Origin of the sequence: Acinetobacter calcoaceticus, assembly GCF_900520355.1 — a bacterium.
Classification (GTDB): domain Bacteria; phylum Pseudomonadota; class Gammaproteobacteria; order Pseudomonadales; family Moraxellaceae; genus Acinetobacter; species Acinetobacter calcoaceticus_C.
This window is the reverse complement of the sequence record NZ_LS999521.1, coordinates 3,776,723-3,799,480: the sequence shown is the minus strand read 5'-3', so window position 1 is coordinate 3,799,480 and position 22,758 is coordinate 3,776,723. Positions and strand designations below refer to the sequence as shown.

General features: G+C 42.7%; 16 protein-coding genes. 13 read left to right on the top strand and 3 right to left on the bottom strand.

Going from position 1 to position 22,758, the window contains the following annotated elements; translation table 11 throughout:
- The first annotated feature begins 283 nt into the window (after positions 1–283).
- Positions 284–1,717 (top strand): amino acid permease, encoded by a 1,434-nt coding sequence (locus AC2117_RS18190; protein ID WP_171459078.1) that lies wholly within the window; start codon positions 284–286, stop codon positions 1,715–1,717.
- A 56-nt stretch (positions 1,718–1,773) separates the two neighbouring features.
- Here AC2117_RS18190 and AC2117_RS18185 read toward each other — a convergent pair whose 3' ends face one another.
- Positions 1,774–2,655, bottom strand: coding sequence for a LysR family transcriptional regulator (locus tag AC2117_RS18185; protein WP_133975937.1), 882 nt, complete (start codon positions 2,653–2,655; stop codon positions 1,774–1,776).
- A 166-nt stretch (positions 2,656–2,821) separates the two neighbouring features.
- Here AC2117_RS18185 and AC2117_RS18180 point away from each other — a divergent pair, with 166 nt between their 5' ends.
- The 7 genes from AC2117_RS18180 (at position 2,822) to AC2117_RS18150 (ending at position 11,422) form a co-directional block, all read left to right on the top strand.
- A complete protein-coding gene (locus AC2117_RS18180) occupies positions 2,822–4,339 on the top strand; it encodes a CoA-acylating methylmalonate-semialdehyde dehydrogenase (RefSeq protein ID WP_133975935.1) in 1,518 nt (505 codons plus the stop codon).
- 11 nt (positions 4,340–4,350) lie between these two features.
- Complete coding sequence (gene mmsB / locus AC2117_RS18175; protein ID WP_133975933.1) at positions 4,351–5,241, top strand: 3-hydroxyisobutyrate dehydrogenase; 891 nt, start codon at positions 4,351–4,353, stop codon at positions 5,239–5,241.
- A 79-nt stretch (positions 5,242–5,320) separates the two neighbouring features.
- Positions 5,321–6,967 carry an AMP-binding protein gene (locus AC2117_RS18170; RefSeq protein WP_413773095.1) on the top strand — a complete coding sequence of 549 codons (1,647 nt, stop codon included), beginning with the start codon at positions 5,321–5,323 and terminating at the stop codon, positions 6,965–6,967.
- A gap of 11 nt (positions 6,968–6,978) precedes the next feature.
- On the top strand, positions 6,979–8,106 hold the full coding sequence (locus AC2117_RS18165; RefSeq protein WP_133975929.1) for an acyl-CoA dehydrogenase family protein: 1,128 nt from the start codon (positions 6,979–6,981) through the stop codon (positions 8,104–8,106).
- A gap of 21 nt (positions 8,107–8,127) precedes the next feature.
- Positions 8,128–8,901 carry an enoyl-CoA hydratase gene (locus AC2117_RS18160; protein ID WP_133976433.1) on the top strand — a complete coding sequence of 258 codons (774 nt, stop codon included), beginning with the start codon at positions 8,128–8,130 and terminating at the stop codon, positions 8,899–8,901.
- Positions 8,902–8,913: 12 nt separating this feature from the next.
- Positions 8,914–9,939 carry an enoyl-CoA hydratase/isomerase family protein gene (locus AC2117_RS18155; RefSeq protein WP_133975927.1) on the top strand — a complete coding sequence of 342 codons (1,026 nt, stop codon included), beginning with the start codon at positions 8,914–8,916 and terminating at the stop codon, positions 9,937–9,939.
- Between the two features lie 121 nt (positions 9,940–10,060).
- The gene (locus AC2117_RS18150; RefSeq protein WP_133975925.1) at positions 10,061–11,422 is read left to right on the top strand and encodes an MFS transporter; all 1,362 of its coding nucleotides are present in this window, start codon (positions 10,061–10,063) and stop codon (positions 11,420–11,422) included.
- Between the two features lie 149 nt (positions 11,423–11,571).
- On the opposite strand, the gene abaI is transcribed toward AC2117_RS18150, so the two are convergent.
- The gene (gene abaI / locus AC2117_RS18145; RefSeq protein WP_133975923.1) at positions 11,572–12,138 is read right to left on the bottom strand and encodes an acyl-homoserine-lactone synthase AbaI; all 567 of its coding nucleotides are present in this window, start codon (positions 12,136–12,138) and stop codon (positions 11,572–11,574) included.
- 63 nt (positions 12,139–12,201) lie between these two features.
- The gene (locus AC2117_RS18140; protein WP_133975921.1) at positions 12,202–12,618 is read right to left on the bottom strand and encodes a DUF4902 domain-containing protein; all 417 of its coding nucleotides are present in this window, start codon (positions 12,616–12,618) and stop codon (positions 12,202–12,204) included.
- Positions 12,619–13,251: 633 nt separating this feature from the next.
- Between AC2117_RS18140 and abaR the strand changes: the two genes are divergently transcribed.
- The 5 genes from abaR (at position 13,252) to AC2117_RS18115 (ending at position 22,739) form a co-directional block, all read left to right on the top strand.
- Positions 13,252–13,968, top strand: coding sequence for a LuxR family transcriptional regulator AbaR (gene abaR, locus AC2117_RS18135; RefSeq protein ID WP_133975919.1), 717 nt, complete (start codon positions 13,252–13,254; stop codon positions 13,966–13,968).
- A gap of 842 nt (positions 13,969–14,810) precedes the next feature.
- Complete coding sequence (locus AC2117_RS18130) at positions 14,811–16,700, top strand: fatty acyl-AMP ligase (protein ID WP_133975917.1); 1,890 nt, start codon at positions 14,811–14,813, stop codon at positions 16,698–16,700.
- A 50-nt stretch (positions 16,701–16,750) separates the two neighbouring features.
- Positions 16,751–18,526: an acyl-CoA dehydrogenase gene (locus tag AC2117_RS18125; protein WP_133976432.1), complete on the top strand. Its 1,776-nt coding sequence runs from the start codon at positions 16,751–16,753 to the stop codon at positions 18,524–18,526.
- Positions 18,523–18,783 (top strand): acyl carrier protein, encoded by a 261-nt coding sequence (locus tag AC2117_RS18120; protein ID WP_003655615.1) that lies wholly within the window; start codon positions 18,523–18,525, stop codon positions 18,781–18,783. The genes AC2117_RS18125 and AC2117_RS18120 overlap by 4 nt, the downstream gene beginning before the upstream one ends.
- A complete protein-coding gene (locus tag AC2117_RS18115) occupies positions 18,780–22,739 on the top strand; it encodes a non-ribosomal peptide synthetase (RefSeq protein WP_133975915.1) in 3,960 nt (1,319 codons plus the stop codon). The genes AC2117_RS18120 and AC2117_RS18115 overlap by 4 nt, the downstream gene beginning before the upstream one ends.
- Positions 22,740–22,758 lie beyond the last annotated feature (19 nt).

Here is a 22,758-nt window from a genome sequence, read left to right as displayed (position 1 = left end):
ATGGTGCGATTTTGAGGGTATTGGGAAAGTACATATAGCATTATCGCATGCTACACTCCGGCTAATCTGGAGAATCCAGAGCAATTAATTAAAATTGCCGTGAAGGCAGTACATAAATAATGTGACTTAAAAAAAAACAGGACAAACGATATATCAATTAAGGAAAAATATACTTGAACATCCTGTCCTGATGTATAGACTCAGCAACCCACGATATACGGTTCGTTTTTCTCCCTATAGGTTGCTGATTTAAGTTAAGCAAAATATAAAAAGGACTTCTAATATGACAATGGTTCATCATTCAGATGAGGCAAGCTCCCCTGATCATTTACAACGGAAATTAAATAATCGCCATCTACAAATGATTGCAATTGGCGGCGCAATTGGAACCGGCTTATTTATGGGGTCGGGCAAAACAATCTCCCTCGCAGGTCCTTCAATTCTCGTGATTTACATGTTAATTGGTGGCATGTTCTTTTTTCTGATGCGTGCATTGGGTGAACTACTGCTTGCTAACTTACATTACAAATCATTTGTCGATATGGCATACGACTTAATCGGCCCAGGGGCTGGCTACTATATAGGCTGGACCTATTGGTTAGGCTGGGTGTTAGTGGGTATTGCCGATCTTTCTGCCGTCATTAACTATTTAAGTTTCTGGCTGCCAGAGGGCACAAGTTTCTCACCCATGCAACAGGCCATGATTAGTGCAGGCTGTGTACTCTTCGTTTTAGGGCTTAACCTTCTTACTGTGAAGTTGTTTGGTGAAGTTGAATTCTGGTTCGCACTCATTAAGATCTTGGCTATTATTGGCCTGATTGGTGTGGGTGGTTATATGATTTTAACTCACTTCCAAGCTCCTCATGGTCAGGTCGTGAGTGTAAGTAATGTGTGGTCGCATGGTGGCTTATTCCCGAAAGGGGTAAGTGGGTTTTTGGCGGGTTTCCAGATTGCCGTATTTGCCTTTATTGGTGTTGAGCTGATTGGTACAACAGCCGCTGAAACCAAAGATCCAGAGAAAAATCTGCCAAAAGCAATTAATGCGATTCCAATTCGTATTATTTTATTCTATGTATTAGCACTTTTTGTCGTGATGTCAGTGACACCATGGGATCACATTCGCGCAGATAAAAGCCCGTTTGTTGAGTTGTTCTTAAATGCGGGTATTCCGGTTTCTGCCATCATTATGAACTTGGTGGTGTTGTCTTCGGTCATGTCTTCTATGAACAGCGGTGTGTTTTCAACCAGTCGTATGCTGTTCGGTTTATCGAAAGATGGTCAGGCGCCAAGTGCATTGGGGCGTTTATCAAAACGTGCCGTACCTTCAAATGGTTTAATCTTCTCATGTATTTTCATTATGGGTGGGGCGGTACTTCAGTACTTCGTGCCTAACACGATGGAAGCATTTACTTTGGCAAGTTCACTCTGTGTGATTCTCTTTATTAGCGTATGGCTTCTGATCATGGCGTGCTATTTACGTTACCGTAAGTTGAGTCCAGAGCTACATGCTAAATCGACCTTTAAAATGCCGGGCGGGGTGTTGATGGCGTATGTTGTCATTGCATTTTTCTTGTTCACTTTAGTGATTTTGGCACTAGAGCCAGATACCTTAAAAGCATTATATGTTAGTCCATTATGGCTAGTTGTTTTAGGTGTTAGCTATTATGTGTTTTATAAACCGCGCATGAAAAAACTAGTCCAAGAAACTTTTGATTAATTATTAATAATTTCAAAAAAGCCGATCTACTATGATTGGCTTTTTTATTCAGATTTTTAGTCAACCAGTAAATGTTGATATTGATCGGCTTGTTTACGCAAATAATCCCAAACCAGTTTAATGCGTGGTTCATGTTGTAAATCAACAAAAGTCAGCATCCAGAAGGTATGGGTAAAGCGAACTTGCTGTTCTAAAACGACGTCAAGTTCTGGTTTATCATCTGCTAAAAACTTGGGCAAAATCGCAAGGCCTGCGCCAGCACTCACCGCAATTTGTTGGGCCAAAATACTACTACTACGGAAGTTGGCATTAAGCTTTAAGGGCAAGCGCTCTAAACAGTACAGCTCGGGGCTATAGACCAGATCATCAATATAATTCACGAAGCGATGCTGGGTTAAATCTTCTAAACCGCAAATAGGCGGGTTTTGAGCCAGATAGTTTTTGCTACCATAAATTTTTAAACAATAGTCAGACAAGCGCGTAATGATGTAGGGCCCAGAAGTTGGGCGGTCAATTGACACCACAATGTCGGCTTCACGGTGTGAGAGCTTAATCATTTTTGGCACTGGAATCAGGTCGATGGTAAGCAGAGGATATTGGATAGAGAACTCTGCTAGTAAGCGGGCTAAAAATGCGGTACCAAAGCCTTCAGGTGTGCCAATTCGCACACGACCTTGTAAAGGTTGATGCGGTTTTTCAATTTGTAAGAAAGCTTGTTCCATTTGTTCAACACGAGGAACCAGTGCCATCCCTTCCAAAGTCAACTCATAACCAGTGGCTTCGCGCTTAAATAACGTCGTACCTAAAGCGAGTTCTAGCGCCTGAATCCGTCTTGCAACCGTACTATGTTCTACCCCAATAATACGCGCGGCATTGGTTAGGGTTTTAGTGCGAGCTAAAACCAGAAAAAAATGTAGATGATCCCAATCCACTTTCATTTTTATTGTAATCCCTGTGCATATTTGCACATCAATCGTGCATGAATTTCCGTTGGTGGTCAAAGATTTCTTTGTTAGTCTCAATTGAAACTGAAATAAAGAAAATACGATCAAAAAGTATTTTCTAATAATTGAACACAATAAAAATATGGCCTACGGAGAGGTTATGAACACAATCCAAAAAATCGAATTGGAAACCGCTAAATTACTCATTAACGGACAATTTATCGAATCTGAAACACAGAAATGGCAAGACATTATTAACCCTGCGACTCAGGAAGTAATTGGTCGTGTGCCATTTGCAACGGTTCAAGAAGTCGATGCTGCCATTCAAGCTGCACAAGATGCTTTCGCTTCTTGGCGCCAAACCCCAATTCAGGCACGCATGCGAATTATGCTTAAGTTACAAGACTTAATTCGTACCAATATGAAGGAAATTGCGCAGGTACTGACGGCTGAACAAGGCAAAACCTTGGCAGATGCAGAAGGCGATATTCAACGTGGTTTAGAGGTGGTTGAACATGCTTGTTCAATCGGTACTCTACAAATGGGTGAATATGTCGAGGGTGTGGCACGTGGTGTAGACACTTATACTTTGCAGCAACCTTTGGGTGTTTGTGCTGGCATTACGCCGTTTAATTTCCCTGCCATGATTCCGCTGTGGATGTTCCCAATGGCAATCGTGTGTGGCAATACCTTTGTTTTAAAACCATCAGAACAAGATCCGTTATCAACCATGATGCTGGTTGAGCTTGCGATTCAAGCAGGCATTCCGGCAGGTGTACTTAACGTTGTGCATGGCGGTAAAGAAGTGGTTGACCGTTTATGTACGCATAAAGACATTAAAGCGATTTCATTTGTGGGTTCAACTGCTGTCGGAACGCATGTTTATAACCTTGCAGGGCAACATGGCAAACGTGTGCAGTCGATGATGGGTGCAAAAAACCATGTGGCTGTCATGCCAGATGCCAATAAAGAACAAACCTTAAATGCCTTGGTGGGCGCAGCGTTTGGTGCAGCAGGGCAGCGCTGTATGGCATTGTCGGTTGCAATCATGGTGGGTGAAAGCAAACAGTGGATTCAAGAGTTAGTCGAAAAAGCGAAAACCTTAAAAGTGAATGCAGGTCATGAGCCTAATACCGATATTGGCCCTGTCATTTCAAAACGTGCCAAAGCGCGTGTGCTTGATTTGATTAATAGCGGTGTTGAGCAAGGCGCAGAACTACTACTCGATGGTCGCGATGTTCAAGTTCAAGGCTATGAATCAGGCAACTTTGTAGGCGCGACGATTTTTAGTGGCGTAAATACCGACATGCGTATTTATAAAGAAGAAGTCTTTGGACCTGTACTTTCAATTATTTGCGTAGATACACTTGAGGAAGCGATTGCTTTAATCAATGCTAACCCATTTGGTAACGGTGTCGGCTTATTTACGCAAAGCGGTGCGATTGCGCGTACTTTCCAGAACTTAATTGATATTGGTCAAGTCGGCATCAATATTCCAATTCCTGTGCCAGTGCCTTTCTTTAGTTTTACTGGTTCAAGAGGTTCAAAACTTGGTGATTTGGGACCATACGGCAAACAGGCTGTACAGTTCTATACCCAAACCAAAACTATTACCAGTCGTTGGTTTGAAGACAGCCATGAGGTTGGTGCAGTAAACACAACCATTAGTTTACGTTAAGGGGATCACGGATGAATATCGCCTTTATCGGTCTAGGAAATATGGGCGGCAGAATGGCCCATAACCTACTTAAAGCCGGAATCAAAGTTTATGGTTATGACCTCAGTGAAGTGGCAATTCAGCACTTTGCCGAGGCGGGTGGCGTGGTATGTGACAGCCCACAGGCGGCCGCGAAACAAGCAGATGTGGTCATTAGCATGTTGCCCGCGGCAAAGCATGTTAAAGAAGTTTACTTGGGTGAAAATGGTGTATTAGAGGTGCTAAAAGCGGGTAGCTTATGCATTGATAGCAGTACCATTGACCCGCAAACCATTAAAGATATTGCCGCTGTTGCGCAGAGCAAAAATATTAAAATCTGTGATGCACCAGTTTCAGGTGGGACCATTGGTGCTCAAGCGGGGACTCTAACCTTTATGGTGGGTGCCGATGAGCAAACTTTTAATGAAGTGAAACCTGTGCTCAGCCACATGGGCAAAAATATTGTTCATTGTGGTGAGGTCGGTGCAGGGCAAATTGCCAAAATCTGCAATAACCTCATCTTGGGTATTTCAATGGCTGCCGTTGCCGAAGGTATGGCACTTGGTGTGAAGCTGGGCATTGACCCGCAAGCATTGGCAGGTGTCATTAATAGCTCAAGCGGTCGTTGCTGGAGCTCGGATGTGTGTAACCCATGGCCGCATATTAATGAAAATGCGCCAGCATCTCGAGGTTACCAAGATGGCTTTGCGACTCAGCTGATGCTGAAAGATTTAGGACTTGCTGTAGAGGCCGCGGGTCAAGTCAAACAGCCAGTTGTATTAGGTGGCATGGTGCAACAGCTCTATCAGCAAATGTGCATGCGCGGGAATGCCAATCTCGATTTTTCGAGCATTATTCAGCAATACCTGCCTCAAGAGGCATAACGGCAAAGCCAAAGGATGGCTTTAACTCAATTAAACCCTGTCGTGAATAACAACAAATCCGGACTGAGGGAAAAGAATTATGGATTATCAAAATGCTGTGCAAGCTTTCGATTTGGAAAGTACCGCAAAACAAATGCTATCAGGCTCACTCGATGCATTAAATGCCTGTTATGAATGCTGTGATAGACACGCAGATGGCGACAAAATTGCGCTGTATTGGCAAGGAAAAGACGGCCGAAAAGAGCAATATACCTTCCGTGAATTAAAAGAGTGGTCGAGTCAGTTTGCTAACTTCTTAAAATCACAAGGTGTGAAAGCAGGTGACCGTATTTCAGGTTTATTACCAAGAACACCAGAATTGCTTGTGACTATTTTTGCGGCTTGGCGAATTGGTGCTGTTTACCAACCATTATTTACTGCGTTTGGCCCAAAGGCAATTGAGCATCGTATTCAGCTTGCACAAAGCAAGTTGGTGGTGACCGATGTAGGTAACCGCAGCAAGCTCGATGAAATTGAGAAATGTCCTCCAATTGTGACGGTTGCCGATGTACAAGGTACTCCGCTCAAAGCAGATGATTTTAATTTCTGGAATGAAGTGAAGCAGCAGTCCGATCAATGCGAATTGGTCATGCGTAACATTCAAGATCCTTTTTTACTGATGTTTACTTCAGGGACTACAGGGCCAGCGAAACCATTGGAAGTGCCATTAAAAGCACTGATTGCCTTTGGTCGATATATGCAAGATGCCATTGGTTTAACCGAAGAAGACTCTTTTTGGAATATTGCAGATCCGGGTTGGGCTTATGGTCTGTACTATGCGATTACTGGGCCGTTATTCTTGGGTCATGCCACTTTATTTTATGAAGGTGGTTTTAGCACAGATAGTCTATGCCAAATTGTGACAGACTATAAAATTACCAATTTGGCAGGGGCGCCGACTGCTTACCGTATGATGATGGCGGCTGATCCAGCACAAATGGCGCCGTTAAAAGGACTATTCCGTGTTGTTAGCAGTGCAGGTGAGCCGCTTAACCCAGAAGTAATTCGTTGGTTTAAACAAGTCCTTGATGCTCCGATTTATGACCATTACGGACAAACCGAAGTGGGCATGGTGGTGTGTAATCATCATGGTTTAAAACATGAAATACGTGCAGGTGCGGCAGGTTTCCCAAGTCCGGGCTATCGCGTTGCCATTGTTAATGAACAAGGTGAAGAGCTTCCAGAAGATACACCGGGAATTTTAGCGGTCGATATTAGCCAGTCTCCGATGATGTGGTTTGGTGGCTATAAAGAAAGCCGAAAATCACCTTTTGTGGGTCATTACTACCTAACGGGAGACACTGCCGAATTACATGCCGATGGCAGCATGAGCTTTGTTGGGCGCAGTGATGATGTAATCACCACATCAGGTTACCGTATTGGGCCTTTCGATGTAGAAAGTGCCTTACTCGAACATGATGCTGTGGTTGAAGCAGCGGTGATTGGAGTGCCTGACCCAGACCGTACCGAAGTCGTTAAGGCTTTTGTGATTTTAGCTTCGGGCGTTCAACCCTCAGATACACTTGCGGAAGAACTCAGCCAATTTGTAAAAAAACGACTTTCTGCACATGCCTACCCACGTTTAGTTGAATTTTTGAGTGAATTACCTAAAACTCCAAGTGGTAAAATTCAGCGCTTTTTACTGCGTAATCAGGAAATTGCTAAACAACAAGCTAAAGCAGGGTAAAGGAAATAACAATGCAATTTACCGAAGAACAATTACTCATTCGTGACATGGCGAAAAGTTTCGCCCAAGAACAAATCAAACCCAATGCCAGTGATTGGGACCGAGAAGGAACCTTCCCGAAAGAAACCTTGGCTCAAATGGGGCAACTTGGTTTTATGGGGATGCTTGTTTCAGAGCAATGGGGCGGTTCAGACACGGGCAATTTAGCCTATGTATTGGCACTTGAAGAAGTTGCCGCAGCAGATGGCGCAACCTCGACTATTATGAGCGTACATAACTCAGTTGGCTGTGTACCTATTTTAAAATTTGGTACTGACGAGCAAAAAGAGCGGTTTTTAAAACCTTTGGCACAAGGTGAGATGATCGGCGCTTTTGCCTTAACTGAACCACATACTGGCTCTGATGCAGCAGCTCTTAAAACCCGTGCGGTTAAAGATGGCGATGATTACATTTTAAATGGAGCGAAGCAGTTTATTACCTCTGGCAATAATGCGGGCGTGATTATTGTGTTTGCAGTAACCGATCCGAGTGCAGGTAAAAAGGGGATTAGTGCATTTTTAGTCCCACGCGATACACCGGGTTATGAAGTGATTCGTGTTGAAGAAAAACTAGGCCTACATGCTTCAGATACCTGCCAGATTGCACTGACAGATGTGCGCATTCATAAAAGCTTAATACTGGGCAAAGAAGGTGAAGGTTTAAAAATTGCACTTGCCAATTTAGAAGGTGGTCGTATTGGTATTGCAGCGCAAGCGGTAGGTTTGGCACGTGCTGCGCTGGAAGAAGCGACGCACTATGCCAAAGAGCGTATCACTTTTGGCAAACCAATTTTTGAGCACCAAGCAATTGCATTTCGCCTTGCTAGTATGGCAACCGAAATTGAAGCAGCCCGACAACTGGTTCACTACGCTGCACGTTTAAAAGAAGCAGGTCAACCGTGTCTAAATGAAGCCTCAATGGCCAAGTTATTTGCTTCAGAAATGACTGAACGTGTGTGTTCGAGCGCCTTACAAGTGTTTGGCGGCTATGGCTATCTCAAAGACTTCCCGATTGAACGTATCTATCGTGATGCCCGCATTTGTCAAATTTATGAAGGCACGAGTGATATTCAGCGTTTAGTGATTGCACGTAGTCTATAAAACCAGAACAAGGAATAAATGATGCAGTGGCAAAGTATTTTATTAGAAAAGCGTAATGGAGTTGGACTGATTACATTAAATCGCCCTCAAGCGCTCAATGCTTTAAACAGCGAATTAATTAGTGAAATTAATCAGGCATTAGATCAGCTCGAAAAAGATCGTGAAATTGGTTGTATGGTGTTGGCAGGCTCTGAAAAAGCTTTTGCCGCTGGGGCCGATATTAAAGAAATGGCAGATCTTACATTTCCAGATATTTATTTTGATGATTTTTTTCATCTTGCAGACCGTATTGCCCAGCGCCGTAAACCTCTAATTGCAGCAGTCAGTGGCTATGCGTTGGGTGGTGGTTGTGAGTTAGCACTCATGTGTGACTTTATCTATTGTGCCGATAACGCCAAGTTTGGCTTACCCGAAGTTACTTTAGGTGTAATTCCGGGTATTGGTGGTACACAACGCTTAACTCATGCGATTGGTAAAGCCAAAGCAATGGAAATGTGCTTTACCGCTCGTCAAATGGGTGCAGTTGAAGCAGAGCAAAGTGGTTTGGTTGCACGCGTTTTTAGCAAAGAAGAGTTACTTGAACAAACCCTACAAGCAGCAGAAAAAATTGCAGCACGATCTTTAACTGCAAACATGATGCTCAAAGAAACCATTAACCGAGCTTATGAAGTGAATCTAACCGAAGGTTTACGCTTTGAGCGACGTATGTTCCATTCAATTTTTGCGACATCTGACCAAAAAGAAGGAATGCAGGCTTTCGTTGAAAAACGCCAGCCAAATTTTAAAAATCAATAAGAGATCAATAAAATGAATATAGAAAATCACTTAATGATTGAGCAACAAGGTAAGTTGGGCGTTATTACCTTAGACCGTGTGACTCATCTCAATGCATTGTCATTAGATATGATTGAAGGCATTGGTGCCCAATTGGAACTATGGAGAAATGATGCTGCTATTCAGGCAGTTTTAATCAAATCAAATAGCCCAAAAGCCTTCTGTGCAGGTGGTGATATTCGCTATCTTTACGACAGTTATAAAAATGGCACGGCTGATTACAAAGGCTATTTTAGTGCCGAATATAAAATGCTGACCACGCTGCGTGAATATGAAAAGCCGGTCATCGTTGTGCTTGATGGCTATGTATTAGGTGGTGGTTTTGGTTTAGCTCAGGCTTGTCACATTGTGGTGAGCAGTGAAAAATCCAGATTTGCCATGCCTGAAACAGCGATTGGTTTTTTCCCAGACGTTGGGGCAACACACTTCCTGTCTCGACTTGATGATATCGGCGTTTATATGGCAATTACGGGTGAGCAGATCAGCAGTAGCGATGCGCTTTATCTCGATTTAATTGACTACCATGTGCCAAGCGAGCAGTTACAAGCATTGCAAGAAGCACTTGTTGATACACCAAGTTTAAGTAAAGAAGGAATTGAGCAAATCATTACCCGATTTATTACTCGTCCTGCCGAAAGTGAATTAAAGCAACTAGCCGAAGGCATTCGTAAACATTTCGGTTTTCAGCATTTAGATGAAATTGAACAAAGTCTTGAAAATGAAAAAGATGAAAGCTTAAAAACTTGGACTAGCAAGATGCTCAGCATTTTGCAGCAACGTTCATTTATTGCCAAACAAACGAGTTTGAAGCTGCAACATTTAGGCCGTGGGCTCTCTTTGCAGCAGTGTATGCAGCTTGAGCGTGATTTACAGGATATCTGGTTTGAGCATGGTGACTTTATTGAGGGCGTTCGTGCGCTCATTGTCGATAAAGACAAACAACCGCAGTGGCAAGAACGTAATCCGGAGCTAGAGCAAATTTTAGAAAAGCTAAGCTAAGCCCGCATTACAACAATATAAAAAGCTTAAGGAGATAAAGCGAGACCTGAAAATGCTTATGGTCAGGGCTGGTCATAAGCATAAAAAAGACAAAACAAGAAAATCTAAAAAGGAAATTGCGATGCAAACAATACAAGGAAACGGTTCACATTCTAAAAAGTCGTCACATCGACTAGCAGGCATCTCTAGTATGGTCGGCACTACCATTGAATGGTATGACTTCTTTATTTATGGCGCAGCAGCAGCTCTCATCTTTAATAAATTATTTTTCCCCAATCTGGATGCACTTACAGGTGTACTTGCTGCATTTGCAACTTATGCCGTTGGCTTTATTGGGCGACCATTAGGTGGTTTAGTGTTTGGTCATTTTGGTGACAAAATTGGCCGTAAGTCGATGTTGTTACTAACGCTCATGTTAATGGGGATTCCGACGGTTCTCATTGGCTTATTACCAACTTACGAGTCAATTGGTTACTGGGCGGCCATAGGTTTGGTCGTCTTGCGATTCATTCAAGGTATGGCAATGGGCGGTGAATGGGGCGGTGCAGTGCTGATGGCCGTTGAACATGCACCTGAAGGCGGTAAGGGTTTTTGGGGAAGTTTGCCTCAAGCCAGTACGGGTGGTGGCTTAATGCTGGCCTCAATCGCACTAGGACTGGTGTCGTTATTACCTGAAGAAGCATTGTTTAGCTGGGGTTGGCGTTTACCATTTCTTGCCAGCATTATTTTACTGGCAGTAGGTTGGTACATTCGAGTGAAAGTGCCTGAGTCCCCAGATTTTGAGAAAGTAAAACAGCAGTCTGAAGAAGTCAAAGTTCCTGCCTTACAAGTTTTTAAAAATCATCCGAAGCAACTCATCACGATTATTTTGGCGCGCGCTGCCGAGAATGCATGGTTCTATATTGCCTCAACTTTTACATTGGCTTACACCACTGCCCAACTTGGGATTCCACGCCAAGACATTTTGTTTGCCACCATTTGCGGTGCAATAGTCATTCTATTTATGACACCATTCTGCGGACATTTGTCAGATAAAGTGGGTCAACGCAATATGTTTATGTTTGGGTTATGCGTATTGGCACTTTATTGCTATCCATTTTTTACCATGCTCAACACAAAAGATCCGGTATTGGTCTGGACGGCAATTGTTTTAGCGATTGGTGTGGTCTTTCCAATTATGTATGCCCCACAAGCTCAGCTTTTTGCACGTCAATTTCCGGCAGAAATCCGTTATAGCGGAATCTCAATTTCGGTACAGCTAGCTGGAGTGCTCGGTGGTGGTTTAGCACCGTTAATTGCGACGAAGCTTTTAAGTATCGGGCATGGTAATCCTTACTTAATTATGATTTATATTGGATTTATGGCTATCGTTGCGATTATATCGACTTCATTTATGCCACGTGATTGGAGTACTAAAACTGATGAGGCTTATCATAAGAAAACAGAATTAAATTTGAAAACCAAAATTACTGAGCATTCTTAATATTAAGTTTAATGCTTTAAATAGAAAAAAGCCCTAATCGTTTGATTAGGGCTTTTAAATTTTAGCGAGGGAAACGAGACTCGAACTCATGACCCTCATCTTTATAATTTTACAATGTCACTAAGATTTTTAGACTTTGATTTAGCCAACTAAACTTCAATTAAGCATGCAAACATAGCATATCCGTCGATAACCATGGGCGGACCTGCACGATGAGCACGAAAACCCGCAGCACGTAATAACCGCTCTACACCAAGAGGTGAGGTCGTAATGAGTTGTTTTGCGCCTTGTTCTCTTGCAAAGTTGATCGCTTCTTGCAGAATTGCAATAGAGACTGGGGATGACACTGCTTGATTAGCAGAGGAAGGTGGATTCGAAAAATCTACGGCTGAAAATCTTGATAATTCCCAAATTTCTGGTGAGCAAGGAATAGGCATTCCATTCATTAATTGAGGAAATACTTCACCGAGTAAATAGGGTTGAGTCGTGGGTAGTAGTCTGGCACAGCCAATAATATTGGATTCTCTATCTTGGGCGACGACATAAGCTGTATCGACTTTATCAAATTGATCTAGTTCTTCATTATGTGGACAGTTCAACTCCCACCCTAAGTGTTCAACAAATACCCTGTAGCGGTAACTTTTAAATTTGGTATATAAGCCTTCTGAAAAATTGTTTTGAAATCCAGCAATAATATTCATTACAAGTGCTTCCACTTATTTTTCAGGCGACTTTACTTGACAGCTGGAAAGGTGGTAACTGTAAGAATTAACAGGTTTCTAAGAGAAATTTAGACTTAATTTAGTCTTTGTCTGCGTTGTATTAATTTGAGCATAAATGAACTGTTCCCAAAACAAAGTATCTATTTTTTTCTCGATTAATGTTTCAGTCACATCACATCCAATATCTGTACCAGATACATCAACAATCATGATATTGCTTCGAGATAGCCCAATTCGTTTTAAGCTCGTGATGCCATTTTGCTCAACGAACTCCCAGTCCCATCCGGTACTTAAAGCTGGGGTCAGTGATGTTGCCCATTCAGTAAACCCATAATATAGAATTTGAGAATCTTCAATTTGTGTTGATTCAACAGTAGATATGAGGTGTTGGAGGGGGTAATTCATAAGCTGGTTTTCATTCATCCGAATAAAACCATCAGTTGAGATTGAGAAATGGGTGGGGATTGTGACCATGCTACCTGTTCAAGTGACTTGAATTACAGTTCTATAGATAAATAACATAAATTATTGCCAACAAAATACTGTTATGTTTTACAGGTCAGTCGTAATCTGGTGGTACACAACGTTAAGTTGTTCTTTAGAAAGTATTTCAGGTAGTGAGGTTTACTTATACACAAATTGAGCATTCTGTAGCATCAATATGAGAATTACTCGTTTCAAAAGTATGAAGAGGATAAATTCGGCATGTACATTGTAAATAATATCTATCCTTATTATTAAAAAATATTTTGAGATCATTATAATTATTCTACGCTGCACCTAATAATAAATAGAAAACTTATACGGAGTGTATTGTTAGTAAAGGTTATTATTTAGTTAAATTAATAGAAATATACAAATAAGGATAAATAATAGACTTCTTTTGAAAGTAAAAAATACTCATTTTTGGAATAAAATGCGTCCTTTATATTTGAGAATTTCAAGCATAATTAACATATGCAATATAACAACCTTAAAAAGCTTTCTAAAACTAGTTTATCCGAAGAATTTACCACCCTCTCAGGCTCAAAAATGTTGTTAATTGGATTATAAGTTCACCATATGCAACTAAAAAAATGATTTATGAATAAGGTCTAATAAGAGTAAATGGAAAATTGGCAAGAGGATTTACTATCAGCATCTCTGATGGTAAAAAATGAATATCAGCTATTTGAGGTCGTCAAATCTACAGCTTTAAAGCTCGGATTTGATTATTGTGCTTATGGTATGCAGGCACCATTATCTATTGCTGAACCAAAAACGATTATGTTGAATAATTATCCAGAAGCATGGCAGAAGCGTTATGTTAAACAGCAATATGTAGTAGTAGATCCAACCGTACAGCATTGTATGCTGTCACTTCAACCTCTTGTCTGGTCGAGCCAATCTGCGAACACTCAATCTCAAAAAGATTTTTGGGAAGAGGCGCGTTCTTATGGTTTAAATGTCGGTTGGGCACAGTCAAGCCGTGACTTTATTGGTACAAGGGGGATGTTAACACTAGCAAGATCCACTGACCAATTATCAGAAAAAGAGCAGAAAGCTCAATATACAAATATGTATTGGCTGTCCCAGACAGTGCATTCCAGCATTGCTAAAATTGTGAATGACGCAGAATTTGCTCAGTTTAATCTTTATTTAACGAAGCGGGAAAAAGAGGTTCTGCGTTGGACGGCGGAAGGTAAAACGTCAGCAGAGATTGCGCAGATTCTCGGGGTGGCTGAAAGAACCATAAATTTTCATCTTGGAAATTCAATGCAGAAGCTAAATGTGAATAATAAAATTTCAGCAGCTATTCGAGCTGTAATGTTGGGGATTTTATAGAGGTGGATATATAAATGATAGAGAATTTTAATATTAGATTTTAATAAAATAAATTATTATTAGATATATATTTAAAATAAAATTAATTATTTAAAGGTGGTTTTAATTAAAATTAAATTTTTATAAAACTAATTTATAGTAAGTTTTTAATTTTTAAATTTAGTTTAATAATTTGATTTTTCTAATATTTACATACTGATGATAAAGTAACTTTATAAATAAAAAATATTTTTTAATTAATAATTTTTCTGTAGGATTTATATTTTGTATATGACTTATAGGTCAAGCAATGTGGTTTGTAGGTTTATATATTAGTTTCGATTCTATACATAAGTTTAAGCTATTCAGATGTAATTTAAAGCAAGATTCTTTAGGAGTTTTATCCTTGTAAGTAAAGGCTATTAAGGGATTTCACCTGAATTATTTTTTGCCATTAAGGAAAGAAAATATTCAGTAAATTAGATTCTAAATAAAAAATCTAGAGTCAAGTTATTAATAAGATGAGAATACAAATAGAGCTTATATTTGGCATGCTAAAAATCTTAGTAAATATTATAAAAATAGAGAAATTGAGTTTGAAATTTAATTTAATAGCTAATATTCATAATATTAAACCGAATAAAAATAATTTATGAAAGATATTTAGTGCCTTAATTTTCAATAAAAACAGATCAACCTGTAAACCCTTACAGGTGTAATAAAAGATACTAGCACATAAAATATAATGTGAATTTATATTTTAAACAAAAAAAGTATATTCATTTTATTAAAAGCCCCCGCTAAAAAGGTAATTTCTGAATCAGCGAGTTTTAAGGGTGAATTATAATTAATCGGAGTAAGTTATGGCTGTAATGTGTACGGATAATATCATTGCAACTTTGGAGTCCCACGCAAATTTAAATGGAAGCAAGATTGCTTTTGAATATTTGGGACGACAATCTGGTGGTATTCAATCTCTGACGTATGCAGATCTGAACATGCGGGTTCAACATCAAGCTCAAGTATTGATGAACCTTGTAGACAGTGGCGATCGTGCCGTGTTGCTGTTCGAGCCTGGACTGGACTTTATCGTATCGTTCTTTGCTTGTCTGAAAGCTAAAATTATCGCAGTACCTGTCAGCTTGCCTTTTAACCGCAACGGTTTTTCTAATATTTTGAATATTATGAATGACTGTGAGCCAAAGATAGTACTCACAACTAAAAAGATTCTTGAACTATCAGGTCTTATCACATTAAAAGCTCAAAATGAAAATTTGATATTGCACGCCGTTGACGCCGAATTGCAGCGCGACTTGGTGAAAAAAGATTTTCCGCACATTGTTGAAGGAGATATCTGTTTCCTTCAATACACTTCAGGGTCAACAGGTTGGCCTAAAGGTGTAATCGTCACCCATAAAAATATCATGGCAAATGAAGTCATGATTGCTGAAGCTTTTGGCACACAAGCCGATGATATCGGTCTTACATGGTTACCTGTCTATCACGACATGGGATTGATCGGCTCGGTTTTACAGACCGTGTATGTAGGTCTGACTTGCTATGTGATGTCACCGCTGGATTTTATCCGTAAACCTCTTAAGTGGCTGCAATTCATTAGTGAAAAAGGCATCACGATTAGTGGTGGACCAAACTTTGCCTATGAATTGTGTCTACATCGCATCTCGGATGATGAGGCTGCATTGCTTGATTTGAGCCGTGTGCGTGTGCTGTTTAATGGTGCCGAGCCGATCAAAGCTAATGTCATGCAGCGCTTCATGGAGAAGTTTAATACTCAGTCGAAATTGAGACTGGATACTTTCTTGCCGTGCTATGGCTTGGCCGAAGTTACGCTCTTAGTCAGTGGTGTGACTGGTCCTCTCAATGCGATTTCAATCGATCGTGAAAAGTTGAATGCCAATTTGGTGCAGACCAGCCAAGACCAGACAGCCGTGCAAGTGGTGAGCTGTGGAAAGATCTCTACACATCTTGATTGTCGTATTGTCAATCCGCATACCCGCAAAGAGGTAGGGATTGATGAAGTCGGTGAAATCTGGCTAGCAGGCGAGAGTGTCACTGCGGGTTACTGGCAGAAGCCTGAGGTCAATCAGGAAACCTTTGCTGCAACCATCCTCGATAAAGCGGATAAGCCTAGTCAAGTACATTACTTAAGAACTGGTGATATGGGCTTTGTCAAAAATGGAGACTTGTATGTGACCGGTCGCCTTAAGGATGTGATCATCATCCGTGGCAAAAACTATTACCCGCAAGATATCGAGTGCTCCGTCGAAGTGGCGCATCCTGCTGTCCGTAAAGGCTGTGTTGCAGCAGTGAATTTCGGTAATTCTGATGGCGTCACGGTTGTGCTTGAGATCAAAAAGAAGTCGATAGACAAGACACTTAATTTTGAAACCATCAGAACTCAGGTTAAAGAGCAAGTGGCAGCTGATATCGGCTTACCTGTAGAAGGTGTTTATTTGCTGCATCAAGGTCGGATAAACAAGACCACTAGCGGCAAAATCAGAAGAAGAAAAATTAAAGAGCAGATCGAGCGCGGTCAACTGATCTGTTTAACTCATCCAAACCGTAGAACGGTGATGGCCCGAAACTATGTCAAGAATGGCTTAGAAGTCATGCGTGATCGTGAGCAGCGGGGGCAACTGATTCGTTATAGCTCCAATCTACTCAACTCAATGATCAAGGAACGAGAAGTGCGCGCGCTCATTTTTAATCGACTCAAAAGTGCTTTGTTTTAATCCTTACCCTTTAATCATTTGAGCAAAAACTCATGTCACTTACGTCCAATTTGCGGCAGTTTCAATCTGCTGCTCGTCTGGAGCAAATTTTAGGCTCCGTACATGATACCAATAATGATTTTTCTTGGTCCGCGGCCATCGAGCGTGATGAGAAGGAGCAATACCCTCAGCGTGCTGTTGATTTTCTGAATGCTGTGGGCATGAACCGTTTTTATGTCCCTTCAGAGCTCGGAGGTTGCATGGAAATTGGTGAAGAGTTGTTATATCTGCATCGCGTGCTGGCACGACGTGATCTAACAATTAATTCGACCTATAGCACGAATGCTTGGTCCGTGATCGTATGGATCGGCGGTAACTCTAGTCAATGCGAAAACATAGCTACCCGGATTTTGCAGGGTGCTGCACCAGCGCTGGCTTATAGCGAGAAAGCGCATGGAGCCGACCTGCTATCCAGTGAAGTAACTGCACAAGCTGCCGAGAGCAAGTACATCTTAAATGGTGAAAAGTGGTCGATCAATCGCGCTACTCTAGGTGACTCTTTAAGTCTGATTGCTAAAACATCAGATGATCGTGGACCGCGTAGTCTGAGCGCATTCTGGCTTGATAAGCGTCACATGGCGTCTAAAGGAACTTATAGCCTGAATCGCCTGCCAACAGTGGGGATGCGTGGGCTAGATATCAGTGGTATCGGCTTTAACAATGCTGAAATTCATAAAGATGCCCTGATTGGTGAAGAAGGTCAGGGGTTAGAGCTTGGACTCAAGACACTACAGGTGACGCGTGCATATTGCAGCAGCTTCTCTCTGGGTGCGGGCGATACGATGTTACGCATCGCAACCGAGTTTGCTATCGAGCGCGAGTTGTATAACAAAAAAGTGATTAACATTCCGCTGGTACGTGAGCAACTTGCTACAGCCTATGCCTATTTGTTAGCAGCTGAGGTTCTATCACTCGTTGGTGCGCGCGGGCTACACGTCTGTATCAATCAGTTCAGCACATGGTCACCAATCATTAAGGTACTGGTACCTGAGTATGTAGAGTCACTGGCCAAAATTACTTCCTCAGTGCTTGGGTCGCGTTTTTTCTTAAGAAATGCATATGCTGATGGAATGTACCAGAAAGCTTTCAGAGATCATCTGATCGTTAGTGTATTTGACGGCAGTAGCACCGTCTGTCTAGACAGCCTGAGTTTTCAGCTCAAATCTGCCAATAAAGGGCGTAGCAAAAAAGCCGCCCATCTCGACCAAGCCGAAGCTAAAGCACGTTATCGCCAGTTGTATGACTTGCAGATGGAAAACGACGCTATTGATTTCCGCGAGCTTGAGATTTTCAACCGAGATGGTGACTTGGTGATGGAGTCACTGGGAACGATCATCGAGATGCTCAACGATGCTGACGTTACAGTGGGGCTGGCTGCTGAGACCCTGTCCACGCTACGTGAGCGTGCTGATCAGCTTCTTATCGAGCAGCGCACGCTAGATCAAAAAATTCAAGATTATTTCTCAAGTTCAGAAGCGGCTAAAGAGTTCGAAACATTACGTTTCAGCTTAGCCCGCGACTATGCCGAGCTGTTTGCTCGCATTGCTGTGCTGGGTTTCTGGGTCTTTAACCGTCGTGGCCTAAGACCTGCTTTGCAGGATGGTGCATGGCTGATCATTTTCCTAAATGCTGCTGAAGGGCAGACGTCCCCTCCAATGACATCACTACGTGAAAGCACATTGGCAGATCTGCTAGACCGAATTTCAAACAACCATATGTTATCTGTTATCGATTTTGCACTGGCACCGCGTGATGCCAAACCGGTTAAAGAGGATATTACCCCATGAATAAAGATAAAGCTTACTGGAGCGAAATCATTCGCACGCTAGTAGCCAAAGAAATGCGTGTCGAGCCCCAAACTCTTGATCCACAGAAAAAATTTACCAGTTACGGTCTCGATTCGATTGTCGCTTTGTCAGTGTCTGGAGATCTCGAGGATCTGACACAACTGGAGCTTGAGCCGACACTACTATGGGATTACCCGACCATTAATGCGTTGGCTGAATATATCGTTTCTCAGTTGGAGCAGGGAGTTGCTTCGTGAACAACCTTGTACGACTGGAACCTGCAATTCTATCGCGCCATGCGATTTCTGCAGAACAGCTCGGCATCTGGTATATCCAGCGGCTTGAGTCGACGTGCAGTGCCTACAATATGGTGGTGGCCTTTGATGTGAAGGTTAACCAACCATTAGGCAACAAGCCGATGGAGATTCTAGAGGCGGTAATGCATGATTATCCGCTGCTGCGTGTAAGTATGCCTGCCAATGATCAGGGTATTGAGCAACTTATCTGGGATCGTATCTATCCTAATATTATCGTGTCTGATGCTCGCCATCTCGATGCGTCTGATTTGACACAATTAGTCGAGCAGGATACGAAGCAGCCCTTTGACCTGACCCAGCCACCGCTGTGGCGTATTCATTGCTATGAGCGCGGTCAGAATCACTATGTGATTGCGGTTGTGATTCATCATGCCCTAATGGATTTCTGGTCGATCGGTCTCTTGTTGCGTGATGTCTGCCAACGTTTTGGACTTGTTACAGAGTCGGATATGGTGAACGGAATCGAGTTCGCACAGTATGCAGATAATCAGCAGAGCACAGCGACCGATGATGCTGATGAGAGTCTAATTTTCTGGAAAAATGCGTTACAGCATGCACCACACGTGCATAGCATTCCGCTTGATTATCCACGTCCAGCTGTGCAGCAACATAAAGGCAGCTCACTGGTTTTCCGTGTGCCTGAGTCAGTGTCATCTGGTCTTGTGAGCTTGGCGAAAGATTATGAGATCACGCTATTCGGACTTGTACTATCGGGTTTCTATATTCTGCTACACAAACTATCTCATGAAAATAATCTAGTCATTGCCACACCGGTAGCTGGTCGACTTGAACGCTCTTTGCGCAATGCACTGGGGCAGTTTGTCAATACGATTGCTATTCACATGGACATCGATGCTGATCAGACTTTACGACAGTTCACACAGCAGGTGCAGGAACAATTAAGACAGAGCCTCAAGCATCAAAAAGTTGCCTTTTCCAGAGTGGTTGAGGCGGTTTCACCAAAGCGTGATGGCAGTATTAATCCATTGGCTCAGGTGGGAATGTTCTGGGAACGTCTAGGCGGCATGGATGAGTTTAAAGAACTTCTCTTACCAATCCAGACCCCAGCGACCTTGGTAGGTCAAGACCTGACGTTAGGAAGTTTTCCGGTTCGCCAGCAAGAAGGTCAATTAGATCTTACGCTGGAAATGGGCGGTGAATATCAAGGCGAACTGATTGGCGTGCTGAAATACAACTCTGAGCTATTTTCTGCACAGTCTGCCGACAATATGGTGCAACTGCTACAAGCCGTATTATCAGAGATGGTGTCTCATCCTGAGCGTAAGATCGTTGAGTTAGATATCGCACCTGATTATAAGGATGGTACCCAGTTCGATGCCCTACGTGGGCAGGCTACTGATTATCCTCAACATGATCTATTAGGAATGATTCTAAAGCAGATCGATGAGCGTGGTGATCATCATGCTCTAACCTCAAAGGATCATACGGTTAGCTATCGTGAGTTAGGTCAACATATCGCTGGTATCGCTGAACATTTGCGTGTACATGGCGTTACTCGTGGCGATCGTGTAGGTCTAATGTTAGACCGCACGGCGTTATTGCCAGCAGCAATCCTCGGGATCTGGGCGGCAGGGGCAGCCTATGTACCACTAGATCCTAATTTCCCAAGTGAACGTTTACATAACATCATCGAAGATGCTGAACCTAAAGTCATCTTGTCTCAAACCGAGTTGATGGATGCTCTCACAGTTTCTGTACCGCGCTTAGATATCAATCAAGCTGGTGTTGTGCCCCTTGAGCAAGTACGCGAGACGCTTGCCTTTGGTGAGACCGCTTATGTGATGTACACCTCAGGCTCGACAGGTAAGCCAAAAGGTGTATGTATTGGGCATCCTTCAATCATCAATTTCTTACTATCCATGAATGATAGATTGCAAGTAACGACTGAGACTCAGCTGTTAGCAATCACCACTTATGCGTTTGATATCTCGATTCTCGAGCTGTTGATTCCGCTGATGTACGGCGGTGTGGTGCATGTTTGCCCACGAGAGGTATCACAAGATGGTAATCAATTGGTGGATTATCTAAATGTTAAGTCTATCAATGTTTTGCAGGCAACACCGGCTTCTTGGAAAATGCTCTTAGACAGCGAGTGGAGTGGCAATCTAGAGTTGACCGCACTCTGTGGAGGCGAAGCGCTAGATTCTATACTGGCAGAAAAACTGCTAGGCAAAGTCGGCTGTCTCTGGAATGTCTATGGCCCGACTGAGACCACTGTTTGGTCGAGTGCGGCCCGTATCACTGATGCAAAATATATCGCTTTAGGCGAACCACTGGCGAACACCCAGCTTTATGTCCTTGATGAACAGCAGCGTTTAGTGCCACCAGGCGTTATGGGGGAGCTTTGGATTGGAGGTGATGGTCTGGCGGTTGATTACTGGCATCGACCTGAGCTGACAGATGCGCAATTTAGAACTTTGCCATCTCTGCCAAATGCTGGCCGACTCTACCGTACCGGAGATAAAGTCTGTCTACATACGGATGGGCATTTGACTCATCATGGGCGCCTAGATTTCCAAGTCAAGATTCGTGGATTCCGTATTGAACTAGGCGAAATCGAGAATGTTCTCAAGCAGATCGACGGTATCACAGACGCAGTCGTGTTAGTTAAGACGACTACCAGCAATGATCAGAAACTGGTGGCGTATGTGACTGGACATGAGATTGACATTGCTAATCTGAAAAAGACGATGCAAATCCATCTACCAGCTTACATGGTGCCAAATACGTTTATTACATTGGACCAGTTTCCAATGACGGCTAACAATAAGCTAGATCGTAAAGCGTTTCCTGAGCCTGTGTTTGAGCAAAGTAACGATTATGTTGCGCCACGTGATCCGATCGAAATCGAGCTCTGTACTACCTTTGAGCAGATCCTGTCGGTCAAACGGGTTGGGATATATGATGATTTCTTCGAGTTGGGCGGGCATTCGTTGCTGGCTGTAAAGCTTATCAATCATCTCAAAAAGGTATTCAGTACCGACTTACCAGTTGCCTTGCTGGCACAGTACTCCACCGTGGAGCGTCTGGCTGAGATCATTCGTGACAATAAAGAAGTTAAACCCTCTATCGTAATCGAGCTGCGCCGCGGAACCTACGAACAGCCGCTGTGGTTGTTCCATCCGATTGGTGGCAGTACCTTCTGTTATATGGAACTCTCGCGTCATCTTAATCCGAATCGTACCTTACGTGCTATTCAGTCTCCTGGCCTGATAGAAGCAGATGCTGCTGAAGTGGCGATCGAAGACATGGCGACACTCTATATTGCTGAAATGCAAAAGACACAACCTGAGGGACCTTATTTTCTCGGTGGCTGGTGCTTTGGCGGTGCGATTGCATACGAGATCAGTCATCAGTTGCGTCTAATGGGGCAGCAGGTCACAGGTATTGTCATGATCGATACCCGTGCTCCAATCGCTGAGAATATGCCTGATGATGCTGACGATGCCATGCTTTTATCTTGGTTTGCCCGCGATCTGGCTGCGCCTTATGGCAAAAAGCTGATGATACCAGCGCAATATTTGCGTGAATTGAGTCCAGATCACATGTTTGACCATGTACTTAAAGAAGCCAAGGCCATCAATGTTCTACCTCTAGATGCAGACCCATCAGATTTCCGACTTTACTTTGATACCTATTTGGCGAATGGCATCGCACTCCAGACCTATTTCCCAGAGCCTGAAGATTTTCCGATCCTCTTGGTTAAGGCCAAAGATGAGCTGGAAGATTTTGGGGAAAGTCTAGGCTGGGACCAACTGGTCAAAGACACATTTACACAGGTTGATTTGCCTGGTGATCATTCATCGATTATGTACGCTGAGAATGTCGTGGCTGTTGCCCAGACAATTGATCAGATGTATCCAATTCCCGCATAAGAAATACAAGAAGGTAGAA